At 38.9% G+C, this 21593-nt stretch carries 20 protein-coding genes; 18 read left to right on the top strand and 2 right to left on the bottom strand.

Annotated elements, in window-relative coordinates:
• Positions 1-2: 2 nt before the first annotated feature.
• Positions 3-1211, bottom strand: coding sequence for an MFS transporter (locus GJV51_08540; protein ID QGM26025.1), 1209 nt, complete (start codon positions 1209-1211; stop codon positions 3-5).
• A 315-nt stretch (positions 1212-1526) separates the two neighbouring features.
• Here GJV51_08540 and GJV51_08535 point away from each other — a divergent pair, with 315 nt between their 5' ends.
• Together GJV51_08535 and GJV51_08530 are read left to right on the top strand one after the other, a co-directional pair.
• The gene (locus tag GJV51_08535) at positions 1527-3764 is read left to right on the top strand and encodes a RelA/SpoT family protein (protein ID QGM26024.1); all 2238 of its coding nucleotides are present in this window, start codon (positions 1527-1529) and stop codon (positions 3762-3764) included.
• Between the two features lie 137 nt (positions 3765-3901).
• On the top strand, positions 3902-4351 hold the full coding sequence (locus GJV51_08530; protein ID QGM26023.1) for a D-tyrosyl-tRNA(Tyr) deacylase: 450 nt from the start codon (positions 3902-3904) through the stop codon (positions 4349-4351).
• Here GJV51_08530 and plsY read toward each other — a convergent pair.
• Entirely contained in the window at positions 4345-4959 is a 615-nt protein-coding gene (plsY, locus tag GJV51_08525; protein ID QGM26022.1) for a glycerol-3-phosphate 1-O-acyltransferase PlsY, read from the bottom strand. The genes GJV51_08530 and plsY overlap by 7 nt on opposite strands.
• Positions 4960-5136: 177 nt before the next feature.
• Between plsY and parE the strand changes: the two genes are divergently transcribed.
• The 16 genes from parE (at position 5137) to hrcA (ending at position 21590) form a co-directional block, all read left to right on the top strand.
• Positions 5137-7200, top strand: a complete 2064-nt coding sequence (gene parE, locus GJV51_08520) for a DNA topoisomerase IV subunit B (protein ID QGM26021.1) — start codon at positions 5137-5139, stop codon at positions 7198-7200.
• Between the two features lie 140 nt (positions 7201-7340).
• Positions 7341-9779 carry a DNA topoisomerase IV subunit A gene (gene parC, locus GJV51_08515; protein QGM26020.1) on the top strand — a complete coding sequence of 813 codons (2439 nt, stop codon included), beginning with the start codon at positions 7341-7343 and terminating at the stop codon, positions 9777-9779.
• A 46-nt stretch (positions 9780-9825) separates the two neighbouring features.
• Positions 9826-10731 carry a manganese-dependent inorganic pyrophosphatase gene (locus tag GJV51_08510; protein ID QGM26019.1) on the top strand — a complete coding sequence of 302 codons (906 nt, stop codon included), beginning with the start codon at positions 9826-9828 and terminating at the stop codon, positions 10729-10731.
• A 165-nt stretch (positions 10732-10896) separates the two neighbouring features.
• Entirely contained in the window at positions 10897-11046 is a 150-nt protein-coding gene (gene rpmG / locus GJV51_08505; GenBank protein ID QGM26018.1) for a 50S ribosomal protein L33, read from the top strand.
• Positions 11046-11315, top strand: coding sequence for a 30S ribosomal protein S14 (gene rpsN, locus GJV51_08500; protein QGM26017.1), 270 nt, complete (start codon positions 11046-11048; stop codon positions 11313-11315). The genes rpmG and rpsN overlap by 1 nt, the downstream gene beginning before the upstream one ends.
• A 292-nt stretch (positions 11316-11607) precedes the next feature.
• On the top strand, positions 11608-12084 hold the full coding sequence (locus tag GJV51_08495) for a ribosome maturation factor (protein QGM26016.1): 477 nt from the start codon (positions 11608-11610) through the stop codon (positions 12082-12084).
• A 24-nt stretch (positions 12085-12108) separates the two neighbouring features.
• Positions 12109-13206 (top strand): transcription termination/antitermination protein NusA, encoded by a 1098-nt coding sequence (nusA, locus tag GJV51_08490; GenBank protein QGM26015.1) that lies wholly within the window; start codon positions 12109-12111, stop codon positions 13204-13206.
• A gap of 53 nt (positions 13207-13259) precedes the next feature.
• Positions 13260-13556: a DUF448 domain-containing protein gene (locus GJV51_08485; protein QGM26014.1), complete on the top strand. Its 297-nt coding sequence runs from the start codon at positions 13260-13262 to the stop codon at positions 13554-13556.
• A complete protein-coding gene (locus tag GJV51_08480; GenBank protein QGM26013.1) occupies positions 13546-13866 on the top strand; it encodes a 50S ribosomal protein L7ae in 321 nt (106 codons plus the stop codon). Before GJV51_08485 ends, GJV51_08480 begins: the two co-directional genes overlap by 11 nt.
• Positions 13867-16371, top strand: a complete 2505-nt coding sequence (infB, locus tag GJV51_08475; protein ID QGM26012.1) for a translation initiation factor IF-2 — start codon at positions 13867-13869, stop codon at positions 16369-16371.
• A 70-nt stretch (positions 16372-16441) separates the two neighbouring features.
• Positions 16442-16795, top strand: coding sequence for a 30S ribosome-binding factor RbfA (rbfA, locus tag GJV51_08470; protein QGM26011.1), 354 nt, complete (start codon positions 16442-16444; stop codon positions 16793-16795).
• 96 nt (positions 16796-16891) lie between these two features.
• A complete protein-coding gene (locus tag GJV51_08465) occupies positions 16892-18067 on the top strand; it encodes an aminotransferase class I/II-fold pyridoxal phosphate-dependent enzyme (protein ID QGM26010.1) in 1176 nt (391 codons plus the stop codon).
• A gap of 2 nt (positions 18068-18069) precedes the next feature.
• Positions 18070-18609, top strand: a complete 540-nt coding sequence (locus GJV51_08460) for a PTS sugar transporter subunit IIA (GenBank protein ID QGM26009.1) — start codon at positions 18070-18072, stop codon at positions 18607-18609.
• Complete coding sequence (gene truB / locus GJV51_08455; protein ID QGM26008.1) at positions 18587-19495, top strand: tRNA pseudouridine(55) synthase TruB; 909 nt, start codon at positions 18587-18589, stop codon at positions 19493-19495. The genes GJV51_08460 and truB overlap by 23 nt, the downstream gene beginning before the upstream one ends.
• The gene (ribF, locus tag GJV51_08450) at positions 19492-20442 is read left to right on the top strand and encodes a riboflavin biosynthesis protein RibF (GenBank protein QGM26007.1); all 951 of its coding nucleotides are present in this window, start codon (positions 19492-19494) and stop codon (positions 20440-20442) included. Before truB ends, ribF begins: the two co-directional genes overlap by 4 nt.
• A gap of 122 nt (positions 20443-20564) precedes the next feature.
• On the top strand, positions 20565-21590 hold the full coding sequence (gene hrcA, locus GJV51_08445) for a heat-inducible transcription repressor HrcA (protein ID QGM26006.1): 1026 nt from the start codon (positions 20565-20567) through the stop codon (positions 21588-21590).
• The last annotated feature ends 3 nt before the right edge of the window (positions 21591-21593 follow it).

The following is a 21593-nucleotide window of genomic DNA, read 5'->3' as shown; positions in this document are numbered from 1 at the left end:
GCCTATTTTCTCAAAGACTTAGTGTTAAAGTTAAACAATATGGCGTTCAATACAATGAGCAAAGCACTGAAAATAAAGATACCTCGATAATCAAATACACTAGCTACTAGCGCGCCAAACATTGGTCCCATGACACTTCCGATTGATTGGAAGCTTTGATTATAGCTGAAAATTCGACTAGTCATTGCTGAGGGTGAATGTTTAGAGAGCAAGGTCTGCACAGCAGGTAACATAGTAGCGTCGCTAATACCAATAATAAATCGAAATATCATCAGCATTGAGACACTTGTTACAAAGGCTGTTGGGACTAATGCAGCAATAGCGATACAAAAACCAATTTTTATCATTCTGTGTGTACCCACGCGGTCACCGATTTTTCCAAACTGTGGTGCTGCAAAAACTGTTGCAATACCAGGCATTGCTGCTACGACACCAGATAGAAAGGTCGTGCTGTTACTGTTATTTGTTAACTCACGGACAAACAGACTGATAATGGGATTGATGGAGGTATTGACTGTTTGTACTAACATCGTAGTAATAAATAGTCCAAAAATTAATTGCTTGTTTGGTAGTGAGTGCCAGAGATCAGCCGTTGACGTTGGATTTGAATCAGGAGTGGTCACGCGAGGTTCTTCTTTAACAAAAAACATGGTTAAAATGAATACCAAAAATAAAATGATTCCGGTGATATGAAACGACGTGCGATATGAAACGACTGAGGCTAAAGTACCACCGAATAGCGGACCAAGTAAATTACCAGCTGTCATACCAGTGACCAAGATGCCAAGCGCATGACCAGCGTGCTCCTTGGGGGTTTGTGTAGCAATTAGAGCATTTGAATTGGAAATATACCCGCCGGTGGCACCTTGAAGAGCACGAAGAATGAATAATTGCCAAACATTGGTGACATATCCCATTAAAAATAGGACAATTGCCATACCAAGTGCAGCACGAAGCATCATTAATTTACGTCCTTTTCTATCTGCCAACTTCCCCCATAGCGGAGACACAATCGCCATAACTAAAAATGACACAGAGAAAATTGCCCCAGAGTAAAATGTTAGCTGATTTTTACTAAAATGGCCTAAGGTATCAATGTATAAAGAAAGAAAAGGCATGACTTCGCTCAGAGCAATTCCAGTCATAAATACACCGAACCAAAGAACCAATACGTTGCGTTTCCAAAGAGATTTTTCTTGATTTTTTGACATGACTAAGCACGTTATCTCCCTATTTTTAAATAATTAAACAAGTAAAGTTTATTATCTAATTTTAGCGCTTATGACTTACTCGTGCACAGATTTAAACGTGGCTTGTGAAAAAATTAAATTTTGATTATAATTAGAGTACGCAATGTAAAGCGTTAGTAAGGTGCAAATCGCTTTGTTGAGTGATTTTGTACGTTCCGGAATCCATGAAGGGAATTGTGTGTAACATCATTGAAATCAGTTGATATAGCTTACTTAAGACAGTAGTGTATCCAACATTGAAACATTGATAAACGGGCACACATTATACGCTAAAATATGGCAAAGACAAAACATTATACAGGACCGGAAGTCCTTGAGATGGTCGGACAATATATGTCCGAATCAGATACAATCAATGTTAAGAAAGCCTACGAATGGGCGTCAGAATTGCACAAAGAACAAAAGCGTAAGTCTGGGGAACCCTATATTATTCATCCAATTCAAGTTGCTGGTATTTTAGCAGAACTAAAGATGGATACGGCAACGGTTATTTCAGGCTATCTACATGATGTTGTTGAGGATACGACGGCTACGTTACAGGATGTTCGAGATAATTTTGGAGAAACAATTGCCCAAATTATTGACGGTGTAACGAAAATTAGTAAAATTCAATATCAAAGTTCACAAGAACAGCTTGCAGAAAACCACCGTAAGTTGCTTTTGGCTATGTCAAAAGACATACGTGTCATTATTGTTAAGTTAGCTGACCGTTTGCACAATATGCGCACTTTAGGTGCTTTGCGTGAAGAAAAGCAAAAGCGCATTGCAAAAGAGACATTGGAAATCTACGCGCCACTGGCTGATCGCCTTGGTATTAGTACGATTAAGTGGGAACTTGAAGACTTATCCCTAAGTTATATTGATCCCGAGCAATATTATCATATTGCTTCTCTGATGAATATGAAGCGCGAAGAACGAATTAGCTATGTACAAAAAGCAGTAGACCAGATTAATGGTGCGATAAAAGATCTCGAATTAATTCATGTTGATGTGTATGGTCGTCCAAAGCATATTTACTCAATTTATCGAAAAATGGTAGATAAACATAAGGCTTTTGAAGAAATTTATGACTTGTTGGCTGTTCGCGTATTAACGGATTCGATTCCAGATACTTATGCTGTATTAGGCGCAATACACTCAAAATGGACACCAATTCCTGGTCGTTTTAAAGATTATATTGCTTTGCCAAAAGCGAACGGATATCAAAGTTTACATACCACAGTTATCGGTCCTCATGGACGTCCATTAGAAGTCCAAATTCGTACGCATCATATGCATGAAGTTGCTGAATATGGAGTGGCTGCACATTGGGCCTATAAAAAAAATGGTGGATCAAGTAAAGAAACAAATGTCGATGATAACAGCCAGCAAGCTTTAAATGTCATTCAAGGCATATTGGAACTGCAAGAAAATGCCAAAAATGCCGAAGACTTTATGGATGGTGTAACGGGTGATTTGTTTTCTGATCGTGTTTACGCGTTTACACCTCGTGGTGATGTCTTCGAACTAGCTAAAGGTGCTGGGCCATTGGATATGGCGTTTTCAATCCATACAAATATTGGAATTAAGACAACTGGTGCAAAAATAAATGGTCGAATCGTACCGCTGGATTATAAAATAAAGACTGGTGATATTATAGAGATTATCACTTCTGCTAATGCCAAACCAAGTCGTGATTGGCTAGAAATTGTTTCGACGCGCCGAGCACGAAACAAAATTAAGCAATATTTTAAGCAACTGGACCGAGAAGACAACATTGCAGCAGCGCGTGAATTATTGTCAAAAAATTTGAGAGATAATGATTTCAATCCGTCTGATATTCTGACGTCAGAAAATATTCAAGAAGCCGCAGATAAGATGCACTATCATACACCAGATGATATGTTGGCAGCAATAGGTTTTGGTGATATTGCCGTACCTGGTGTGGTGAATAAATTAACCGAAAAAATACGTGAGGCCAATGAGGAGGCTGCTACAGCAGAATTACAACGTGAAATGTTGGAGGAAGGACACGAGATTACTCGTGAGGAAACAGCTTTTACCAAACGACAAAAGTCAACTGCTGATGATATTGTTATTGCAGGGGTGGATAATTTATTAGTACGTTTAGGTCGATGTTGTACGCCAGTTCCAGGAGACGATGTTAAAGGTTATATCACGAAGGGACGTGGTATTTCCGTTCATCGCGTAGGGTGCCCCAATATTCGAGCCGCTCAACTTCAAGGACAGCGTCTTGTGGACGTACAGTGGGAAGATGAAAATGGGTCAAAACCTAACTATGATGCTGATTTGACTGTGCATGGTGAAAACCGCGGTGGTTTGCTAAACGATGTACTTCGCAGTGTTAATGGGCGAACACGCTATGTGAATTCTGTTAACGGTCATGTAACCAAAAACGGTATGGCGCAAGTTTCTCTGTCAATTGGTGTCAAAAATTCGGAACAGCTGACAGCAATTATGGATTCTTTAAACAACCTACCAGCAGTATACGATGTGGAACGCACATTTCATTAAAATATATTAGTAAGCCTCAAGTGGAAAATTTTGAGGCTTTTTTGATGAAAATCGGAAGTCGTTTAAATGGCCTTGATAGGGTATCCTTTTTCACGTATTATGTTAAAAAGGAAATGTAGTTTGAGAATGGAGATAATATGAAAGTTGTATTGCAACGTGTAAATAAAGCTAGTGTTAAAGTTGACGATCAAGTAAAAGGAGCAATTAACAAAGGGTATCTATTGTTAGTTGGGGTTGCTGACGGTGACGAACAAGCAGATATAGATTATTTAGTTCGAAAAATACATAATTTACGAATTTTTGAAGATGAAAACGGCCGTATGAATCGCAGTATAGAAGATATTTCTGGTACTATTTTATCTATCTCACAGTTTACGTTATTTGCTGATACTAAAAAAGGAAATCGTCCAAGTTTTACTAAGGCAGGGGCGCCAGAATTTGCGACTGTTATGTATGACCGATTCAATATGACATTAAGGAAAAGTGGTTTACAGGTTGAAACTGGAGAATTTGGAGCGGATATGCAAGTTAGTTTAACAAATGATGGACCGGTAACAATTCTATTCGATACAAAAAGCGCTCAATGAGCGCTTTTCTTGTGGTTATAGTACCAACCAAATGGTATAGTACTTTCTGTACCATTTTTGATTCGTGAAATATTTGTACGGTGACGGTAAAAAACAAAAATGGTCAATATGATTGCAACCATCGTCAGTATCCAATCATGATAGTATAGTGATATGATGACAGCGCATGAGAAACTAATCATAGAGCTCAGGGATACCATTGAACTGATTGATAATAAAATAACGAAAATACCGATAATGATGATGAAGAATATGGGGTTATAGGCTAGTAATACACCAGCTGAAGTAGCAACTGCTTTACCGCCTTTAAAGCCAATCCAGATGGAGAACGTATGTCCCAGTATAGCGCCAATACCCACTAACATTGGATTAATGCTACTATGGAATAATAAAGGCAGCAAGCCAGCTGCAGTACCTTTAAGCATATCAAGTGCCAATACAGTTATACCGGCTCGGACACCCAAAACACGAAATGAATTGGTAGTACCAATGTTACCAGACCCCTCATCACGAATATCTTTATGGTAAAAAATCTTACCTACCCAAAATCCTGGAACAAGAGATCCTACCAAGTAAGAGAGTATAAACATTAATATAGTAGTAAACATAAAAAACCCCTTTAATATAAAAGCAAGTACAAGTTTACCATATATTTAAGTAGTATATGGCATAACTTAGTTAAAAATAAAATATTGACACTTGTCAGAAACAAAATTTTCATCTATGATAAAGTAGATTGACATTAGCGCACGAACACTGGTTCGTGTATCGAAGGATAGATTAATATGCCAGAAAAAAATCATTATGATTCAGATTCAATAAAAATTTTAGAAGGACTTGAGGCCGTTCGTAAGCGTCCAGGAATGTATATCGGTTCAACGGATGGTCGTGGCTTGCACCACCTAGTTTATGAAATTGTAGACAATGCTGTTGATGAAGCGCTTGGTGGCTATGGAAATGAAATTCGTGTTACGATACATAAGAATAATGCTATCACAGTACAGGACTTTGGTCGTGGCATGCCAATTGGTATGCACGAGTCTGGAAAACCCACACCAGAAGTTATTTTAACAGTTTTACATGCTGGTGGAAAGTTTGGTCAAGGCGGCTATGCGACTTCAGGTGGGTTACACGGTGTTGGTTCTTCTGTTGTTAATGCATTATCAGAAAGTTTAACGGTAACTATTGTTCGCGAAGGCCATAAATGGCAAGAAGATTTCGTCGATGGTGGTAAGCCAGTTGGCACCTTACGAGATTTGGGTAAAACTAAGGAACCAACAGGGACGACAGTTACTTTTAAGCCAGATGCGAAGATTTTTAGTGCGACAGTTTATAAATTTGATATTTTAGCAGAACGTTTGCGTGAATCATCATTTTTGATGAGTGGTGTTAAGTTTATACTAACGGATGAGCGCGTTGACCCAATCCGTGCTGAAGAATATCATTATGAAAAAGGTCTCGAAGCTTTTGTGGGCTTTTTGAATGAAGACAAAGAGACTATCGGACCCGTTATGACTTTTGAAGGTCAGCAGGAAGGAATTGTTGTCGATGTAGCTGCGCAATATAATGATGGCTACTCAGAAACGCTTCTATCATTTGTTAATAATGTTCGCACGCAAGATGGTGGTACCCATGAAGTAGGTTTCAGAACTGCATGGACAAAAGCATTTAACGAGTATGCGCGTAAAGTCAACTTACTGAAAGATAAAGATAAAAACTTAGAAGGAACGGATGTCCGAGAAGGTTTATCGGCTGTTATTTCACTGCGTGTTCCAGAACAATTTTTGCAGTTCGAGGGGCAGACTAAAGATAAGTTAGGAACACCGGAAGCACGTGGTATCGTTGACTCTGTTGTTAATGAAATTCTTGGACGCTTCTTAATGGAAAATGGTGACTTCGGACAAAACTTAATCCGTAAGGCACTTCGTGCGCGCGAAGCTCGAGAAGCAGCTCGCCGTGCTCGCGATGAAAGTCGCACAGGTAAAACTAAAGGGGCGAAAGATCGTCTGCTTTCTGGTAAGTTAGCACCTGCTCAGTCTAAAAATGCTGATAAAAATGAGCTTTTTCTAGTCGAGGGTGATTCAGCCGGAGGCTCTGCAAAGCAAGGACGTGACCGTAAATTTCAAGCTATTTTGCCACTACGTGGAAAAGTACTAAACACTGAAAAAGCTAAGTTAGCAGATATTCTAAAAAATGAAGAAATATCAACATTGATTTATGCAATTGGTGGTGGTGTTGGAAATGATTTTAAAGTTGAAGATGCTTCATTTAACAAAATTATCATTATGACAGATGCCGATGATGATGGGGCGCACATTCAAACCTTGCTATTAACATTCTTTTATAAGTATATGCGGCCATTAATTGAAGCAGGACGTGTCTACATAGCCTTGCCACCATTATACCGCGTCAAGTACTCTTCCAAGAAACTGGCAGATCAATTTGCCTGGACTAATGATGAGTTAGAATCAATCACGAATCAAAATGACGCGCGTTATGAATTAACACGTTTCAAGGGACTTGGTGAGATGAATGCGCCATTATTATGGGAAACGACCATGAATCCCGAATCAAGAACATTAATACGTGTTAAAATTGATGATGCTGTATCAGCTGAAAAACGTGTCACTACGTTGATGGGTGATAAAGTCGATCCGCGACGTGAATGGATTGAAGCCAATGTTCATTTTACATTGGATGAAGCTGGGTCGATTCTAGACACTGTTGATGGAGATGATACAAAATCTAGTGATGTTTTTGAAAAAGCGCGCAATCATGAATCTGGCACAAAATTTAAAGAACAAAAAAGTGTGCCAGTCATTAAGACTTGGCAGAATGGTGACAATTGATTTCAATCGTCACTAGATAAGAATGGCTGACTATTTAAAGATGATTAGGTATTACTTAATATTTTAGATAAAATTTGCTATTACATTTTTTTGTAATTAATTATTTTATAGATGTTTTAATCAAGGAGAACCGCACTTAGATGGCAGATCGTATAACCGAACTCTCACTTGAAGCAGTGATGGGGGAGCGCTTTGGGCGCTATTCAAAATATATAATTCAAGAACGTGCTTTGCCAGACATTCGAGATGGATTGAAGCCAGTGCAACGGCGTATTTTGTTTGCAATGGATCAGGATGGAAACACCTATGATCATCCATATCGCAAATCAGCAAAATCTGTGGGTAACGTAATGGGTAATTTCCATCCGCACGGTGACTCATCAATTTATGAAGCCATGGTACGTTTATCTCAGGATTGGAAAGTTCGTGAACCGCTGATAGACATGAACGGTAATAATGGTTCAGTGGACAATGATCCGGCTGCGGCAATGCGGTATACAGAAGCACGATTGTCAAAAATTGCTGGTGAAATGATGGCGGATTTAGGGCAAGAAACTGTAGATATGGTTTTGAACTTTGATGACACAACTTATGAGCCAACGGTGTTACCTTCCCGTATTCCTAGTCTTTTTATTAACGGTGCAACTGGTATTTCAGCGGGATATGCAACAGAAATTCCGCCACATAACTTGAAAGAAATCAATGCCGCATTAATCTACTTACTTGACCACCCAACCGCTACTTTATCGCAATTAATGCGCTATGTAAAAGGTCCTGATTTTCCAACTGGCGGGATTATTCAGGGACTAGATGGTATAAAAAAAGCTTACAAAACAGGACGTGGTAAAATTGTTGTTCGTGCTAAGACAGAAATATCTGATCTGCGCGCTGGCAAGAAGAAAATTGAAATTACTGAATTGCCTTATGAGGTTGTTAAGTCAAATTTGGTATCAAAAATTGATGCTATCCGATTGAATAAGGAAGTAACTGGTATTGCAGAAGTCCGCGATGAATCCGATCGTGAAGGAATGTCTATTGTTATTGAGCTATCCAAGGAAGCAAATGCCAACGGTATTTTGACTTATTTGTTCAAAAAAACTGATTTACAGATATCTTATAACTTCAATATGGTTGCTATTCATAACCAACGACCCGTACACGTTGGTTTGAAGGCTGGCTTAGAAGCTTTCCTTTCGTTCCGAAAAGAGGTTGTACTAAAGCGTTCAGCGTATGAATTAGCCAAGGCTCAAGCACGGCAACATATTGTTGAAGGCTTAATCCGCATGCTTTCTATATTAGATGAAGTTGTTGCTACCATTCGAGCCTCTAAAAATCGTAAAGATGCTACACAAAACTTAATTAATCGTTTTGAGTTTACACAAGCACAAGCTGAAGCCATTGTTACGTTACAATTGTATCGATTGACTAACACAGATGTGACGCAATTAGAAGAAGAGTTTTCTCAGTTGAATGATAAAATTAATCGTTTGAACCAAATTATTCACGAAGAGTCAGCGTTGAAAGATGTTATTCGTGAAGAAATTAAAGCAATTACTGCGGCCTATTCTTCACCACGACGCAGTGTCATTGAAGCAGAAGTTGAGAATTTAGTAATTGATACAGCAGTAACGATTGCTGAAGAAGATGTTCAAGTGCTGGTATCACGCAATGGTTACTACAAACGTTCATCTTTGCGTTCCTTCAAAGCTTCGGATAATGAAAATGGTTTAGCAGAAGATGATTTAGTTGTTTTCCAAGGGACTCTAAACACCACAAATCATTTGTTTATGTTCACTAACAAGGGAAATGTTATTTATCGACCGGTACATGAATTGCCTGATACAAAGTGGAAAGATACTGGCGAACATTTTTCACAGCAACTTTCGAATTGGGATAAAGACGAAGTTGTGATTAAAGCAATTGCTGTAGACAGTATCGAACAGGGTGGCGCATTTACAATAGTTTCAAATGATGGATTTATTAAACAAACAACTTTAGCAGATATAGTGCCAAAAGCCTATAAAAAGAAGTCTTCGATGGCCATTAAGCTTAAAAAAGATGTGAGCTACGTTGTTAATGTTACATACTTCCAAAATGTTCAAAACCAAAATGTACTATTGTTGTCACATAATGGTGTCGGTTTACGGTATGCGATAAAAGAGGTGCCAGAAATCGGTTCCCGTACCTCTGGTGTCAAAGCAATGGATTTACGTGCTGATGACACAATCAAAGCTGCACTGTTTATTACTGATAATGAACAAAGTGTTGCTATTGTTGCTGAAAATGGCGCATTTAAGTATATGCCAGTATCGTTAATTAATCATTCAAAGCGTGGTAATAAAGGCGTTCTCATTTTCACACAGAAGAAAACTGTGGCTTATAAAGTTGCCACGGCGACAATATTTGATAGCGATGTGAAAGCACTGTCTATTTTGACAAAGCGTTATCAAGTTCAAGAATTACAATTAAGCGATTATCATGAGTCACAACGTATTGGCAATGGACAGTACGTTATTGACACTGATAAAAATGGTGAACCGTGGATTATAAAACCGCTAACAATTTCTGAGACAAAATGATTAGTTTTTGTTAAAATAAGAATATAAAATGCTAGGAGATAAACTAATGGCTAAGACTTTAGTTTTTGGGCACAAGAACCCAGATACAGATACAATCGCATCAGCAATCGCTGCAAGTTATTTATTGAACCAACAAGGGCAGGATACAGAAGCAGTCGCACAAGGTGAACCCAACGCTGAAACGCAATTCGCGTTAGATTATTTTAAAGTTAAGCCACTTCGTGTGATTTCTGAGGCTGATACAGAGACAGTTGTTTTAGTTGACCATAATGAAGCTGCACAGTCAATTGATAATTTAGCTGACGTTACCGTGGAAAACATTTACGATCATCACAAGTTTTCGTTCACAAATTCTACACCCCTGTATATCACTGCTAAGCCATGGGGCTCTGTAGCAACTATTTTGTACTATGAGTTCAAACAAGCAAATATTGTTATCCCTGCAGAAATTGCCGGTCTATTAGCTTCAGCAATTATATCTGACACGTTATTACTCAAGAGTCCAACCACAACATCATACGACCAACCTGCTTTGGAAGAATTAGCTAAGATTGCCGGTCTTGAAGATTATGTTGCCTATGGTTTAGATTTATTGAAAGCTGGAACAGATTTATCGTCACGCACTGACAAAGAATTAATTGATGGTGATGCCAAATCATTTGAAATGGGTGGGCACCAGTTCCGAATTGGTCAAGTCAATACTGTTGATATTGATGAAGTATTATCTCGTCAGGCAGGAATTGAAGCAGCAATTGCAGAGGAAGGTTATGAAGACTTTTTGTTTGTGATTACTGATATCTTGAATTCAAACTCTAAAGGCTTGTACATTGGGGATGCTGCTCAATCAATCGAAGCAGCGTTTGATCAAAAGCTTGACAATAATGTAATTGATCTACCTGGTGTTGTTTCTAGAAAAAAGCAAGTAGTTCCACCATTGGAAAACCAATTCTAAAAAATAAGTAATAAATACGATCCATTCAAATTGTGAATTTTTTGTGGATAAAATGTTAATAAATTTATTCATAGACCTTTACACTGGTAATCGGTTCATGTATAATAGTTATTTGTATTGACAAGCAAATAAAAATTTTAAGAAAAACACTAAGGAGTAAGGATTATGCGTATCCACGTCGTTCTAGGAAATGATGAAACTGGTGAGCGTATCTACTTGACGTCTAAAAACCGTCGTAATACGCCTGACCGCCTTGAGTTAAAGAAGTACTCACCAAAACTTCGCAAAGTAGTAACATTTAAGGAGATTAAGTAATGGCAAAGAAGTCAAAAATTGCTAAGGCACAAAAGCGTGAAGCTTTGGTTGCAAAGTATGCTGACAAGCGTGCAGCATTGAAGGCTGCAGGTGATTATATTGGATTGGCAGCTTTGCCAAAGGACTCATCTCCAGTACGTGTTCATAACCGTGATTGGATTGATGGTCGTCCACACGCTTACATGCGTGAATTTGGAATGTCACGTTTGAACTTCCGTCAATTAGCACACAAGGGTCAAATTCCTGGTGTTCGTAAGGCTTCTTGGTAAAAAGAACTAGTAGTCTATCTTTAGTTCCTTTATCTGAAGGTCTAGTAAAAAGCCCCAGCTTGCGGGCTTTTTTACGTTATTGAAGTAAATTCGCTGTAATTTGCACTATTTTAATAAATAGGGTATACTAAATATAGTTAATTTACATAGCAATTGTAAATGGGCGGGTCACTTGAAAAAGTGGCCGGCTCATTTTTTATGGGATTAGCACGCTTATTGTCAATATAAGATAGTGTTAACGCTATATTAGTAAACGTAATTGACAAAACTATTCATCGAAAGGGGAAAATAAATGGCAAACAAAACCGAACAGACAGTTACTGACTTGATTTCGCCAATCATTGAGGCAAATAATGATTTACTGTGGGATTTAACGTTTACCAAAGAAGGTGGACAGAGAGTTCTACGAATTTTGCTGGATAAACCTGATCATCAGTTTATTACGATGAATGATCTGACACTATTCACGCAAGAAGTTAATGACTTGTTAGATGCTGTAGATCCAGATCCAATTCCCGAAGCCTATGTTTTAGATATTTCATCACCAGGCGCTGATCGGCCATTGAAGGAATTATGGCATTTTGAGTGGGCTAAAGAGGCCAATGAAAATATTTTAGTATCCTTGTTTGTTGCCAAAGAAGGTCAAAAAAAGTGGCAAGGAAAAATTGCTGATTTAAACAAAGACGGCTTGACGCTGACGACAACCAATGGGCGTTTGCCATTAACCTTTGACGAAATAGCTAAAGCAATACTGGATGTCCAGTTTTAAATCGTTAAAAATGGAGAAAATCAAATGAGTAAAGAATTAGTGGAAGCACTTAATGCTCTTGAATCAGAACGAGGAATTGATCGTTTAGTTGTTGTCGAAGCACTTGAGGATGCACTGAAAGCTGCATACAAGAAGCAATACAATACTGCTGATAATGTCGAAGCAACATTTGACGATAAAAAGGGCAACATTAGTATTAAACAAGTAAAACACGTTGTTTTAGATGATGATTTTGAAGATGAAGAAATAGAAATTTCATTATCCGATGCATTGACAATTAATCGAGCATATGAAGCGGGAGATGAGATTCGCTTTGATGTTACACCAAAAGACTTTGGTCGTATGGCGGCACAAGCCGCAAAGCAAGTGATTGTACAAAAAATGCGTGAAGCTGGTCGACAAGCAATTTATAATAAGTTTTCTGATTACGAAGATGAAATTATAACGGGTGAAGTGGACCGACAAGATGCACGATTCCTATATGTGAATTTGCCTGGTAATCAAGAAGCCGTAATGGCACCGAACGATCAAATGCCCAATGAGCGTTATCATATGGGAGATCGTATTAAGGTATTGGTTAACAAAGTCGAAAACAATGCTAAAGGACCGCAAGTTTTTGTATCGCGGACAGCGGCTGATTTGGTTAAGCGATTGTTTGAACAAGAGGTGCCTGAAGTTTATGATGGTACCGTTCAAATTATGTCAATTGCGCGTGAAGCTGGTGACCGTTCAAAAATTGCCGTCTATACGCATGATGCTGACTTAGATCCAGTTGGAGCCATGGTTGGTCAACGTGGCACACGCGTACAAAGCGTTGTTAACGAACTAGCTGGTGAAAATATGGATATTGTGGAGTGGGTTGAAGACGAAGCACAATACATTGCGAACGCTTTGAATCCATCAGAAGTAACCGATGTCATTTTTGATCCAGCTAACGACCGTGCGGTAACGGTTATTGTTCCAGATAATCAACTGTCTCTAGCAATCGGTAAAAAAGGTCAAAATGCTCGTTTAGCAGCACGTTTAACCGGATTCAAGATTGACATTAAATCTGAAAGTGAAGCAGCAACTAGCTTAGATCCAACACCAGCTGCTACAACTGTTGACGAAAACGAAGAATAATTTGAAAGGAAATATGATTATAAATTCCTTGATTTATGATCATACTGGTACATATGAAACCTCGTAAAATACCAATGAGAAAAGACATTGTAACGGGTGAAATGTTTCCTAAAAAAGAACTCGTTCGAGTTGTACGTAGTAAAGAAGGTGACGTGACTTTAGATCCAACTGGTAAAGCCAATGGTCGCGGCGCTTATGTTAGCCTAGATGTGAAAAATGCAAAAATGGCTAAGGAAAAGCGTATCTTTGATAGCGCATTTGGTGTGAAAGTCGCAGATGAATTCTACGATGAACTCATTGCTTACGTTGACCATCAACAAGCACGTCGGGAGTTGTTTGGTGATAAATAAAGATGACCAAATATTGAATTTAGTTGGTTTAGCAATGCGTGCTGGTAAACTGGTACTTGGAACAGAACCTACGCTATCAGCTATTCGTGGACAAAAGGTTTTTCTAGTTTTCTTTCCTAGTGATGGTGGCAAAAGCCAAGCAAAAAAATTCACCGACAAATCAAACTTCTATAATATCAAACTAGTACAAGACTATACTAAAAAGCAATTAACAGATGCTATTGGTGTTAACCGAGGCGTTTTCGCCATTGCTGATCAAGGTTTTAGTCGCAAAATCAAACAATTAATTTCAGAAAAGGAGCGGAACTAAATGACAGAAGAAAAGAAATTCTCAGGTTCAAACCGTCCTGCACGAAAACAGGCAGTCCCAGAACGTAAGGAATTGCCCGCATCACAACGTCGTCATGCGGCAAAGTTAGCAGATGGTACGACGCCAGCCCAAGGAGGCTCACGTCCAAGTCGTCCTGCACGTCCTAACAATAGCAATCATAATCGTCCAAATACTGGTGGCCAAAACCAAAATCGTAATAACCAGGGCCGTGCGAATACATCTACTGGTGGCCAAAACCGTCCAAATAATGGTGGAAATCGTAATAATCGTCCAGGATCACGTGTTGCGCCTGCTGAAGGTCGTCCAATGATTCGAGAGAAGAAAAATTGGTCAACAAAGCCACGTGAAGGGCAAGTCGATTATTCTGCTAAGCCGGATAACAGCTTGAAGCAATATGTGAATGAAAATGAAAAAAAGCGTCAAGCTTCTGCAGCTGCTAAACAGCCTAAAAAACCAGCTACAGCAACTAAACCAGTCGTAAAAAAGGAAACTAGTGCAGCTAAACCAGCTACTGCATCAGCAACCACTGGTACTGGAAAGTTTGGTGGTGCGCTTGCTTCTGGCAACAATTCTGCGCGTAATAACTCACGTAAGCGTAATACTAATGGTACTGGTCAACAAACACCACGCCGTAATGATCGTCCACGTGGTTCTAAAAAGTCACGTCGTATTGCTGCCAAACACCAGCCAACAACTCCAGCAACAGTACGTAAAGAACAACCGTTACCAGCAGTTTTGGAATATCGTGTTGGTATGAACGTACAAGATTTGTCAAAGTTGTTGCATCGCGATACAGCAGAAATTATCAAAAAGTTATTCTTACTAGGCATTGTTACAAATCAAAACCAGAGTTTAGATGAAGACACAATCGAAATTTTGGCAGCTGACTATGGTATCGAAGCACAAGTAAAAGAAGAAGAAGATGTTGCCGATATTGACCGATTCTTTGATGATGAAAATATTGATGAGAGCAAGTTAGTTTCTCGTCCGCCAGTTGTGACGATCATGGGACACGTTGATCATGGTAAGACAACATTGTTGGATTATCTACGTAATTCCCATGTTACTGAAGGTGAAGCGGGCGGTATCACACAACATATTGGTGCATACCAAACACGTATTAGTGATAAATTAATTACATTCTTGGACACACCAGGACACGCTGCCTTTACAGAAATGCGTGCACGTGGTGCTAATGTAACCGATTTGACAATTCTTGTTGTTGCTGCTGATGATGGTGTTATGCCACAGACAATTGAAGCCATTAATCATGCTAAAGCAGCGGGAACACCAATCATTGTTGCTGTTAACAAAATTGATAAGCCTGGAGCAAATCCTGACGATGTCATGAATCAGTTAATGGCTTATGACTTAGTGCCTGAAGAGTATGGTGGTGACACAATTTTCGTTAAAATTTCGGCTAAGTTTGGTCAAAATGTTGACGAACTACTTGAAATGATTTTGTTGCAAGCTGAAGTTTTGGAATTGAAAGCAAATCCTGATATGCCAGCGCGTGGTTCAGTAATTGAAGCTCGCTTGGATAAGGGACGTGGACCAGTTTCTACTGTTCTTGTACAACAAGGAACAATGCATGTTGGTGATCCGATTGTTGTTGGTAATACGTATGGTCGCGTACGTACAATGACAAACGAGCGTGGTGTTGAGCTGTCAGAAGCTTTGCCTGCGACGCCTGTCCAAATTACTGGTTTGAATGGCGTGCCACAGGCTGGTGATCGTTTCATCGTTATGGCTGATGAAAAGACAGCTCGTGCAGCAGGTGAAGAACGTGCAAAACGAGCACAAGAAGCAGTCCGCAATTCAGGATCAGTTGTTACTTTGGATACATTGTTCAATACAATGGCTGAAAAAGCGATGAAGACGGTTCCAGTTATTGTTAAAGCTGATGTTCAAGGATCAGTCGAAGCACTTTCTGGATCACTGAAAAAGATTGAAGTTGACGGTGTCCGTGTTGATATTATCCATACTGCTGTTGGTGCGATTAATGAATCCGATGTTACTTTGGCTGAAGCATCTGGCGCAATTATTATTGGATTTAATGTTCGTCCTACACCTTTGGCAAAATCACAATCTGATTCTGAAAAAGTTGATATTCGTTTCTACAATGTTATCTATAACGCAATTGACGATGTTGAAGCAGCTATGAAGGGCCAACTTGAACCTGTATACGAAGAAAAGGTTATTGGAAAAGTCGAAGTTAAAGAATTGTTCAAATTCTCTAAGGTCGGAACAATTGCCGGTGCCATGGTTGAAGAAGGTAAAATTACTAAGGACTCTAAGGTACGTGTTATACGTGATAATGTAGTTGTGTTTGACGGTGAAGTTGGTTCATTGCAGCGTGGTAAAGATGCAGTTAACGAAGTAAAGATGGGATTTGAATTCGGATTTACAGTGGCCAAATTTAATGATGTTCACGCAGGGGACGTTGTTGAAGCCTACGTAATGGAAGAAGTTAAACCTAAGTAAGAGAACAACTACGTTGAATATTTTGGTCAGTTGTGTCTGTTAATAAAAAGAAAGAGAAGGCAAAATAGTTATGGCAAATCCACAACGTGCAGGTCGTCTCGCTCAAGAAGTACAACGTGATGTTACCGATTTATTACTTAAGCGTATTAATGATCCGCGAGTAAAAGAGGTTACAGTAACAAGCGTTGAATTGTCTGGTGACTTGCAGATAGCAACAATTTATTATTCCATTTTATCTGATTTGGCCAGTGATGCTAAGAAAACTCAAGCCGGCTTGGAAGCTGCCAGTGGATTAATTCGTAAAGAATTAGGTTCACGATTGACAGTTTACAAAACACCGGAATTGAAGTTTGTGCGTGATACGTCTGTTCAATATGGCAATCATATTGAGGACTTGATTCGCAAGCTGCATACTGAAAATTAATAAATTATGAAATATTGGGCGCTCTCCATTAGGATGAGCGCTTTTTGTGTTAAAATAGTTCTATACAATTAATTTTGAAAGAAAATGAGACTTAATATGACTAATCCAACTCAACCCTTCAATTCTATAGTATTGGATATGGCGCCTGACAAACTATTGGATTTTCAATTAAAAGTTCGTGATATTCCAGATATTTTACGGTTAACCTTTGGTGAGCCTGGTTTTGCTGTTGATGAACGTATCAAGCAAGCGACTACTGATGCGATTACAAACGATCGCTCCCACTACGCTGAAAGCCAAGGTGAAACAGATCTGAGAATGGCTGCTGTTGCGTATTTTAATCGTGAGTATCATTTAAATTATGATGGTCCAGAAAATATTATCATTACACAAGGTGTGAGTGAAGCCATAAACGTTACATTTCAAACTCTCTTGAATGATAACGATGGATTATTGGTACCAGAACCAGCCTACGGACCTTATTTTTCTTCTCTTGATTTGGCACATGGTGTGCGTTTGTCCATTGATACGACAGTAAACGATTTCAAACTAACACCTGACATGGTTGAAGAAGCCATCCAAAATGCGACAGTACCTGTTAAAGCGATTTTAATGAATTATCCAACGAATCCTACAGGAGTAACTTATTCACGTGATGAGATTGTTGCATTAGCTGAAACATTTACAAAGCATAATTTGTGGGTTATTTCGGACGAAATTTATTCCGTCCTGACCTACGATCAAGAACATGTATCTTTTGCTGAGTATATTCCTGAACGTACAATTTATATTAATGGTTTATCAAAATCTCATGCAATGACAGGCTACCGTGTAGGATTTATTTTAGGTCAAGCTGAAACAATTGCACAATTGCAAAAGACACATGGAGCGTTGGTTTTTGCTGTACCTACATTTGTTCAAGATGCAGCTTTGGTCGCTTTACGTGATGTCACTGATACACCAATAAAAATGCGTGATATTTATCGTCAACGTCGAGATAAGGTGTTAGCACAGTTGCAGGCATTAGGATTTGATGTGGTTGAGCCAGAAGGTGCGTTTTATTTATTTGCTAAATTACCTGCTGATTTAGGTACTGACGGTGATGCGTTTGCTTTACGGTTAGCAAAAGAAGGTAAAGTGGCGGTTATTCCTGGTTCGGCCTTCAGCGATACAGCACAAGCTTACATTCGTATTTCATACGCTGCATCCGATGAAGACTTGGCAGAAGGAATGAAACGAATGACAAAATATATTGAAAAGGTACGCAGCTAAAGATGAACTTCTGGAAACGACTTTTTGGTTCAGAAAAAAAGTTATCACAATTGAAGAGCACAGGTCAAATCAATGCAAATAGATTAGTGCGCAACAATGATGTACCTGTTTTAGTGGCACCAGTGACTGGGGATTTGCAAAAAATTACTGATAGTCACGATGAACAATTCAAAACTAAAACCGGCGTTATGTTAGTGCCACACGGTGGTAATTTAATGGCACCAGTTTCGGGAATTGTTAGTGAATCCACTAATGATTATTTGACGTTAACTGATATTTCAGAACAAACGGTAATTGTAACTGTCGTGGGCACATCAAATGTTGTACGGTTGGCTCAATATGGTGTGGGACAACAACTACATGCAGGTGATGTTATTGGAACGACGAATCAGAAGGTATTATCTGCTGATCATGATGCACTGCGTATTTATGTTGTTTGGGCTAACCAAGCTCTACCAAATATTCGGTATGGTTCCGTGTACGCAGGTCAAAATGTTTGGCAAGTAGGGGAATTGCAAAATGACAGAGAATCAGATAGTTGATGGTTTGTTAGTTATCAATAAGCCCCGTGGTATGACATCTTTTGATGTTGTCAGTCAAGTACGCCGTATTATTGGGCAAAAAAAGGTTGGTCATGCGGGGACTTTAGATCCCAATGTTGATGGTGTCCTAGTAGTTGCTTTAGGGAAAGCAACGAAATTGATTGATGAACTGCAAACACGGCCCAAAAGTTATATTGGTGAAATTACCTTAGGTTTTTCAACAGAAACAGAAGACCTTGATGGTAGGATTGTTAATCAACAGGATATCGTAACTCCTTTCTCAAACCAAAAAATTGATCAAGCGATACAGCAATTAAATGGTGAAATCACACAAAAACCACCTATGTACTCTGCTGTAAAAGTTAATGGTAAGCGTCTCTATGAGTATGCCCGAAATGGTGAGACTGTTGAACGTCCAGTTCGTAAAGCAGTAATCCATGACTTTAAACGGACGTCTAGTATTAAATTTATCGATGGTAAGCAGATATTCAATTTTGAAGCCACTGTTTCCAAAGGTACGTATATTCGTACTTTAGCTGTAGACACAGGTAAAACAATTGCTGTCCCGGCAACAATGACAGCATTAACTCGAACGATGGGAAGCGGCTTTAACATTTCTAAAGCCCACGACCTTGATTTTTTGTCCACATTAGCGTACGAAGAAGTATTAAAACATGTAATACCTATTAAAGAAGTATTGAAGTGGCCAACTAAAAATTTGAGTGAAAGTGAATGGTTTGCTGTAAAAAATGGTCAGAAAATTTCTAGTTGGCCCGAAAACAACAGTTATTTACAACTATACTATCAAAACAAACTGAAAGCAGTATATCACTATGATGAGACTGAGCAATTATGGCGTTCTCGTTATGTATTTGATAACCAATGACTATGACAGAATTAATTCGTTTACATTATCCAAACTTAGATATTAAAAAGCCGGTTCAACAGGTCGTTGTAATGGGCTTTTTTGACGGTGTTCATCGCGGGCATCAAGCTGTTTTAGCTCGTGCGAAAGCAGAAGCTAAAAAACAGAGAGTGCCTTTAGCCGTGCTGACCTATGATCCACATCCAATCGTAGCTTTTCAGACGTTGAAGCAACCATTGCGTTATTTAACACCGCTAGCTGAAAAGAAGTCCATTATGAGTCAGCTTGGTGTTGATCGTGTTTACGTCATGCAGTTTACTTCTAAACTTGCCAAATTAGATGGTCAACAGTTTGTAGATGAGGTAATTATGCAACTGAACCCTGTTACGGTGGTAGCAGGGTTTGATCATTCATATGGTGCCGCTGGGACATATAGTGATATGACACATTTAGCGACATATGCAACTAATCGTTTTGACGTTGTTGTTGTGTCAGAATTTGATGACTGCAATCAAAAGGTTTCCTCTTCAACAATTCGATCTATGCTAGATCAGGGGAATGTAGATGGCGCCGCACAGCAACTTGGTCGCTTTCATTCGACAACAGGTATAGTTGTTCATGGCGAGGCTAGAGGTCGTGAATTAGGCTTCCCAACTGCTAATATAAAAACGCCGGAAAAAGAATGGTTGCCCGGCATTGGTATTTATGCCGTAAAAATAAAAATATATGATACTTGGTATATAGGAATGGCTAGCATCGGACGTAATGTCACGTTTGGTGATGCTCGTCCAATTACAGTTGAAATTAACATTCTAGATTATCAAGAAGAAATATATGGTGAATTTGTTCAAATACAATGGTGTCACTATTTGCGCGGTGAAGAAAAATTTGAAAATACTCAATTACTGATAAATCAACTGAATGAAGATGCAAGACAAACAAGGCATTATTTTAATACAAAAGTGTAAAAGTGCAGGTTATTGGCACTCTTATAAAAAGAGTGCTAATAGTACTTGCATTTTTTCTTAAATAGTGTATTATAATAAGTGTTAGCAGTTAGATATAGTGAGTGCTAAAAGGAGTCGATAATATGGCGCTAACAGAACGACAAAAGTTAATCTTAACCGCCATTATTTATGAGTATACACAGCGTGAGCATGCGGTTGGTTCAAAGAGTTTGCAAGAACATCTAGACATTAAAATCAGTTCCGCTACAATTCGTAATGAAATGGCGGCATTAGAATCCGATGATCTTATAAAAAAAATGCATACCTCTGCTGGTCGGGTGCCATCATATGAAGGGTATCGTTATTATTTAGATCACCTGATGATGACACGCAAAGCCACTAATCGCGATGTGCAAGCTGTCATTCAATCATTCCGTGGGAACTTCCATGAGATAGATGATTTACTAGACGAAGCAGCTAGCACATTATCAAATTTAACTGGCTATACTGCCTTGATTTTAAAGCCAAGGCGAATTGATATCAAGGTTTCAGGTTTTCGATTGGTCCCCTTGGAGGGGCACCAGTTGATTGCAGTATTGGTCACTAATGATGGTAAAGTAACTAGCCAGACATTTAAATTGCCAAATGAAATGGCGATTGAATCGTTAGAAAGTATGGTCTCATACATCAATGACCAGATGGTCGGTCGACCAATCAATGATGTACTGCGTATGATGCAGTCTGATGAGTTACCTACGCAAATGAGTCGCGTGATTAAAACACCCGCTGCTTTTTTGCAACTCTTTGGCGACGTATTGGCACGATCGAATGGTGATAACGTTCATATAGGCGGACGTTTAAATGTTTTAGACTTTAGTAAAGAAACAGATATCACTGATGTGAAACCTCTGTTGGAATTTTTGAACAATGCTGAGGATGTTAGACAAATTGCTTCGCCAACGAGAGATGTTCAAGTCAAAATTGGACGTGAGATTGGTGAACCATTACTTTCAGAATTCAGTTTGATTACGCGTGGATTTTTGGTACCTAATCAAGGAAGTGGTATTATTGCTTTACTTGGTCCGATTCCGATGCCATATAGTACCAATACGTTGATTACAGACGCGTTTGGTGAAGCGTTAAGTCGCAAAATGATTGAATATACATAGCTA

The sequence above is a fragment of the Leuconostoc mesenteroides subsp. mesenteroides genome, from assembly GCA_009676745.1.
GTDB lineage: Bacteria > Bacillota > Bacilli > Lactobacillales > Lactobacillaceae > Leuconostoc > Leuconostoc koreense.
Note: the sequence above shows the minus strand (reverse complement) of the source record. Positions and strands in the feature narration are given on the sequence as shown.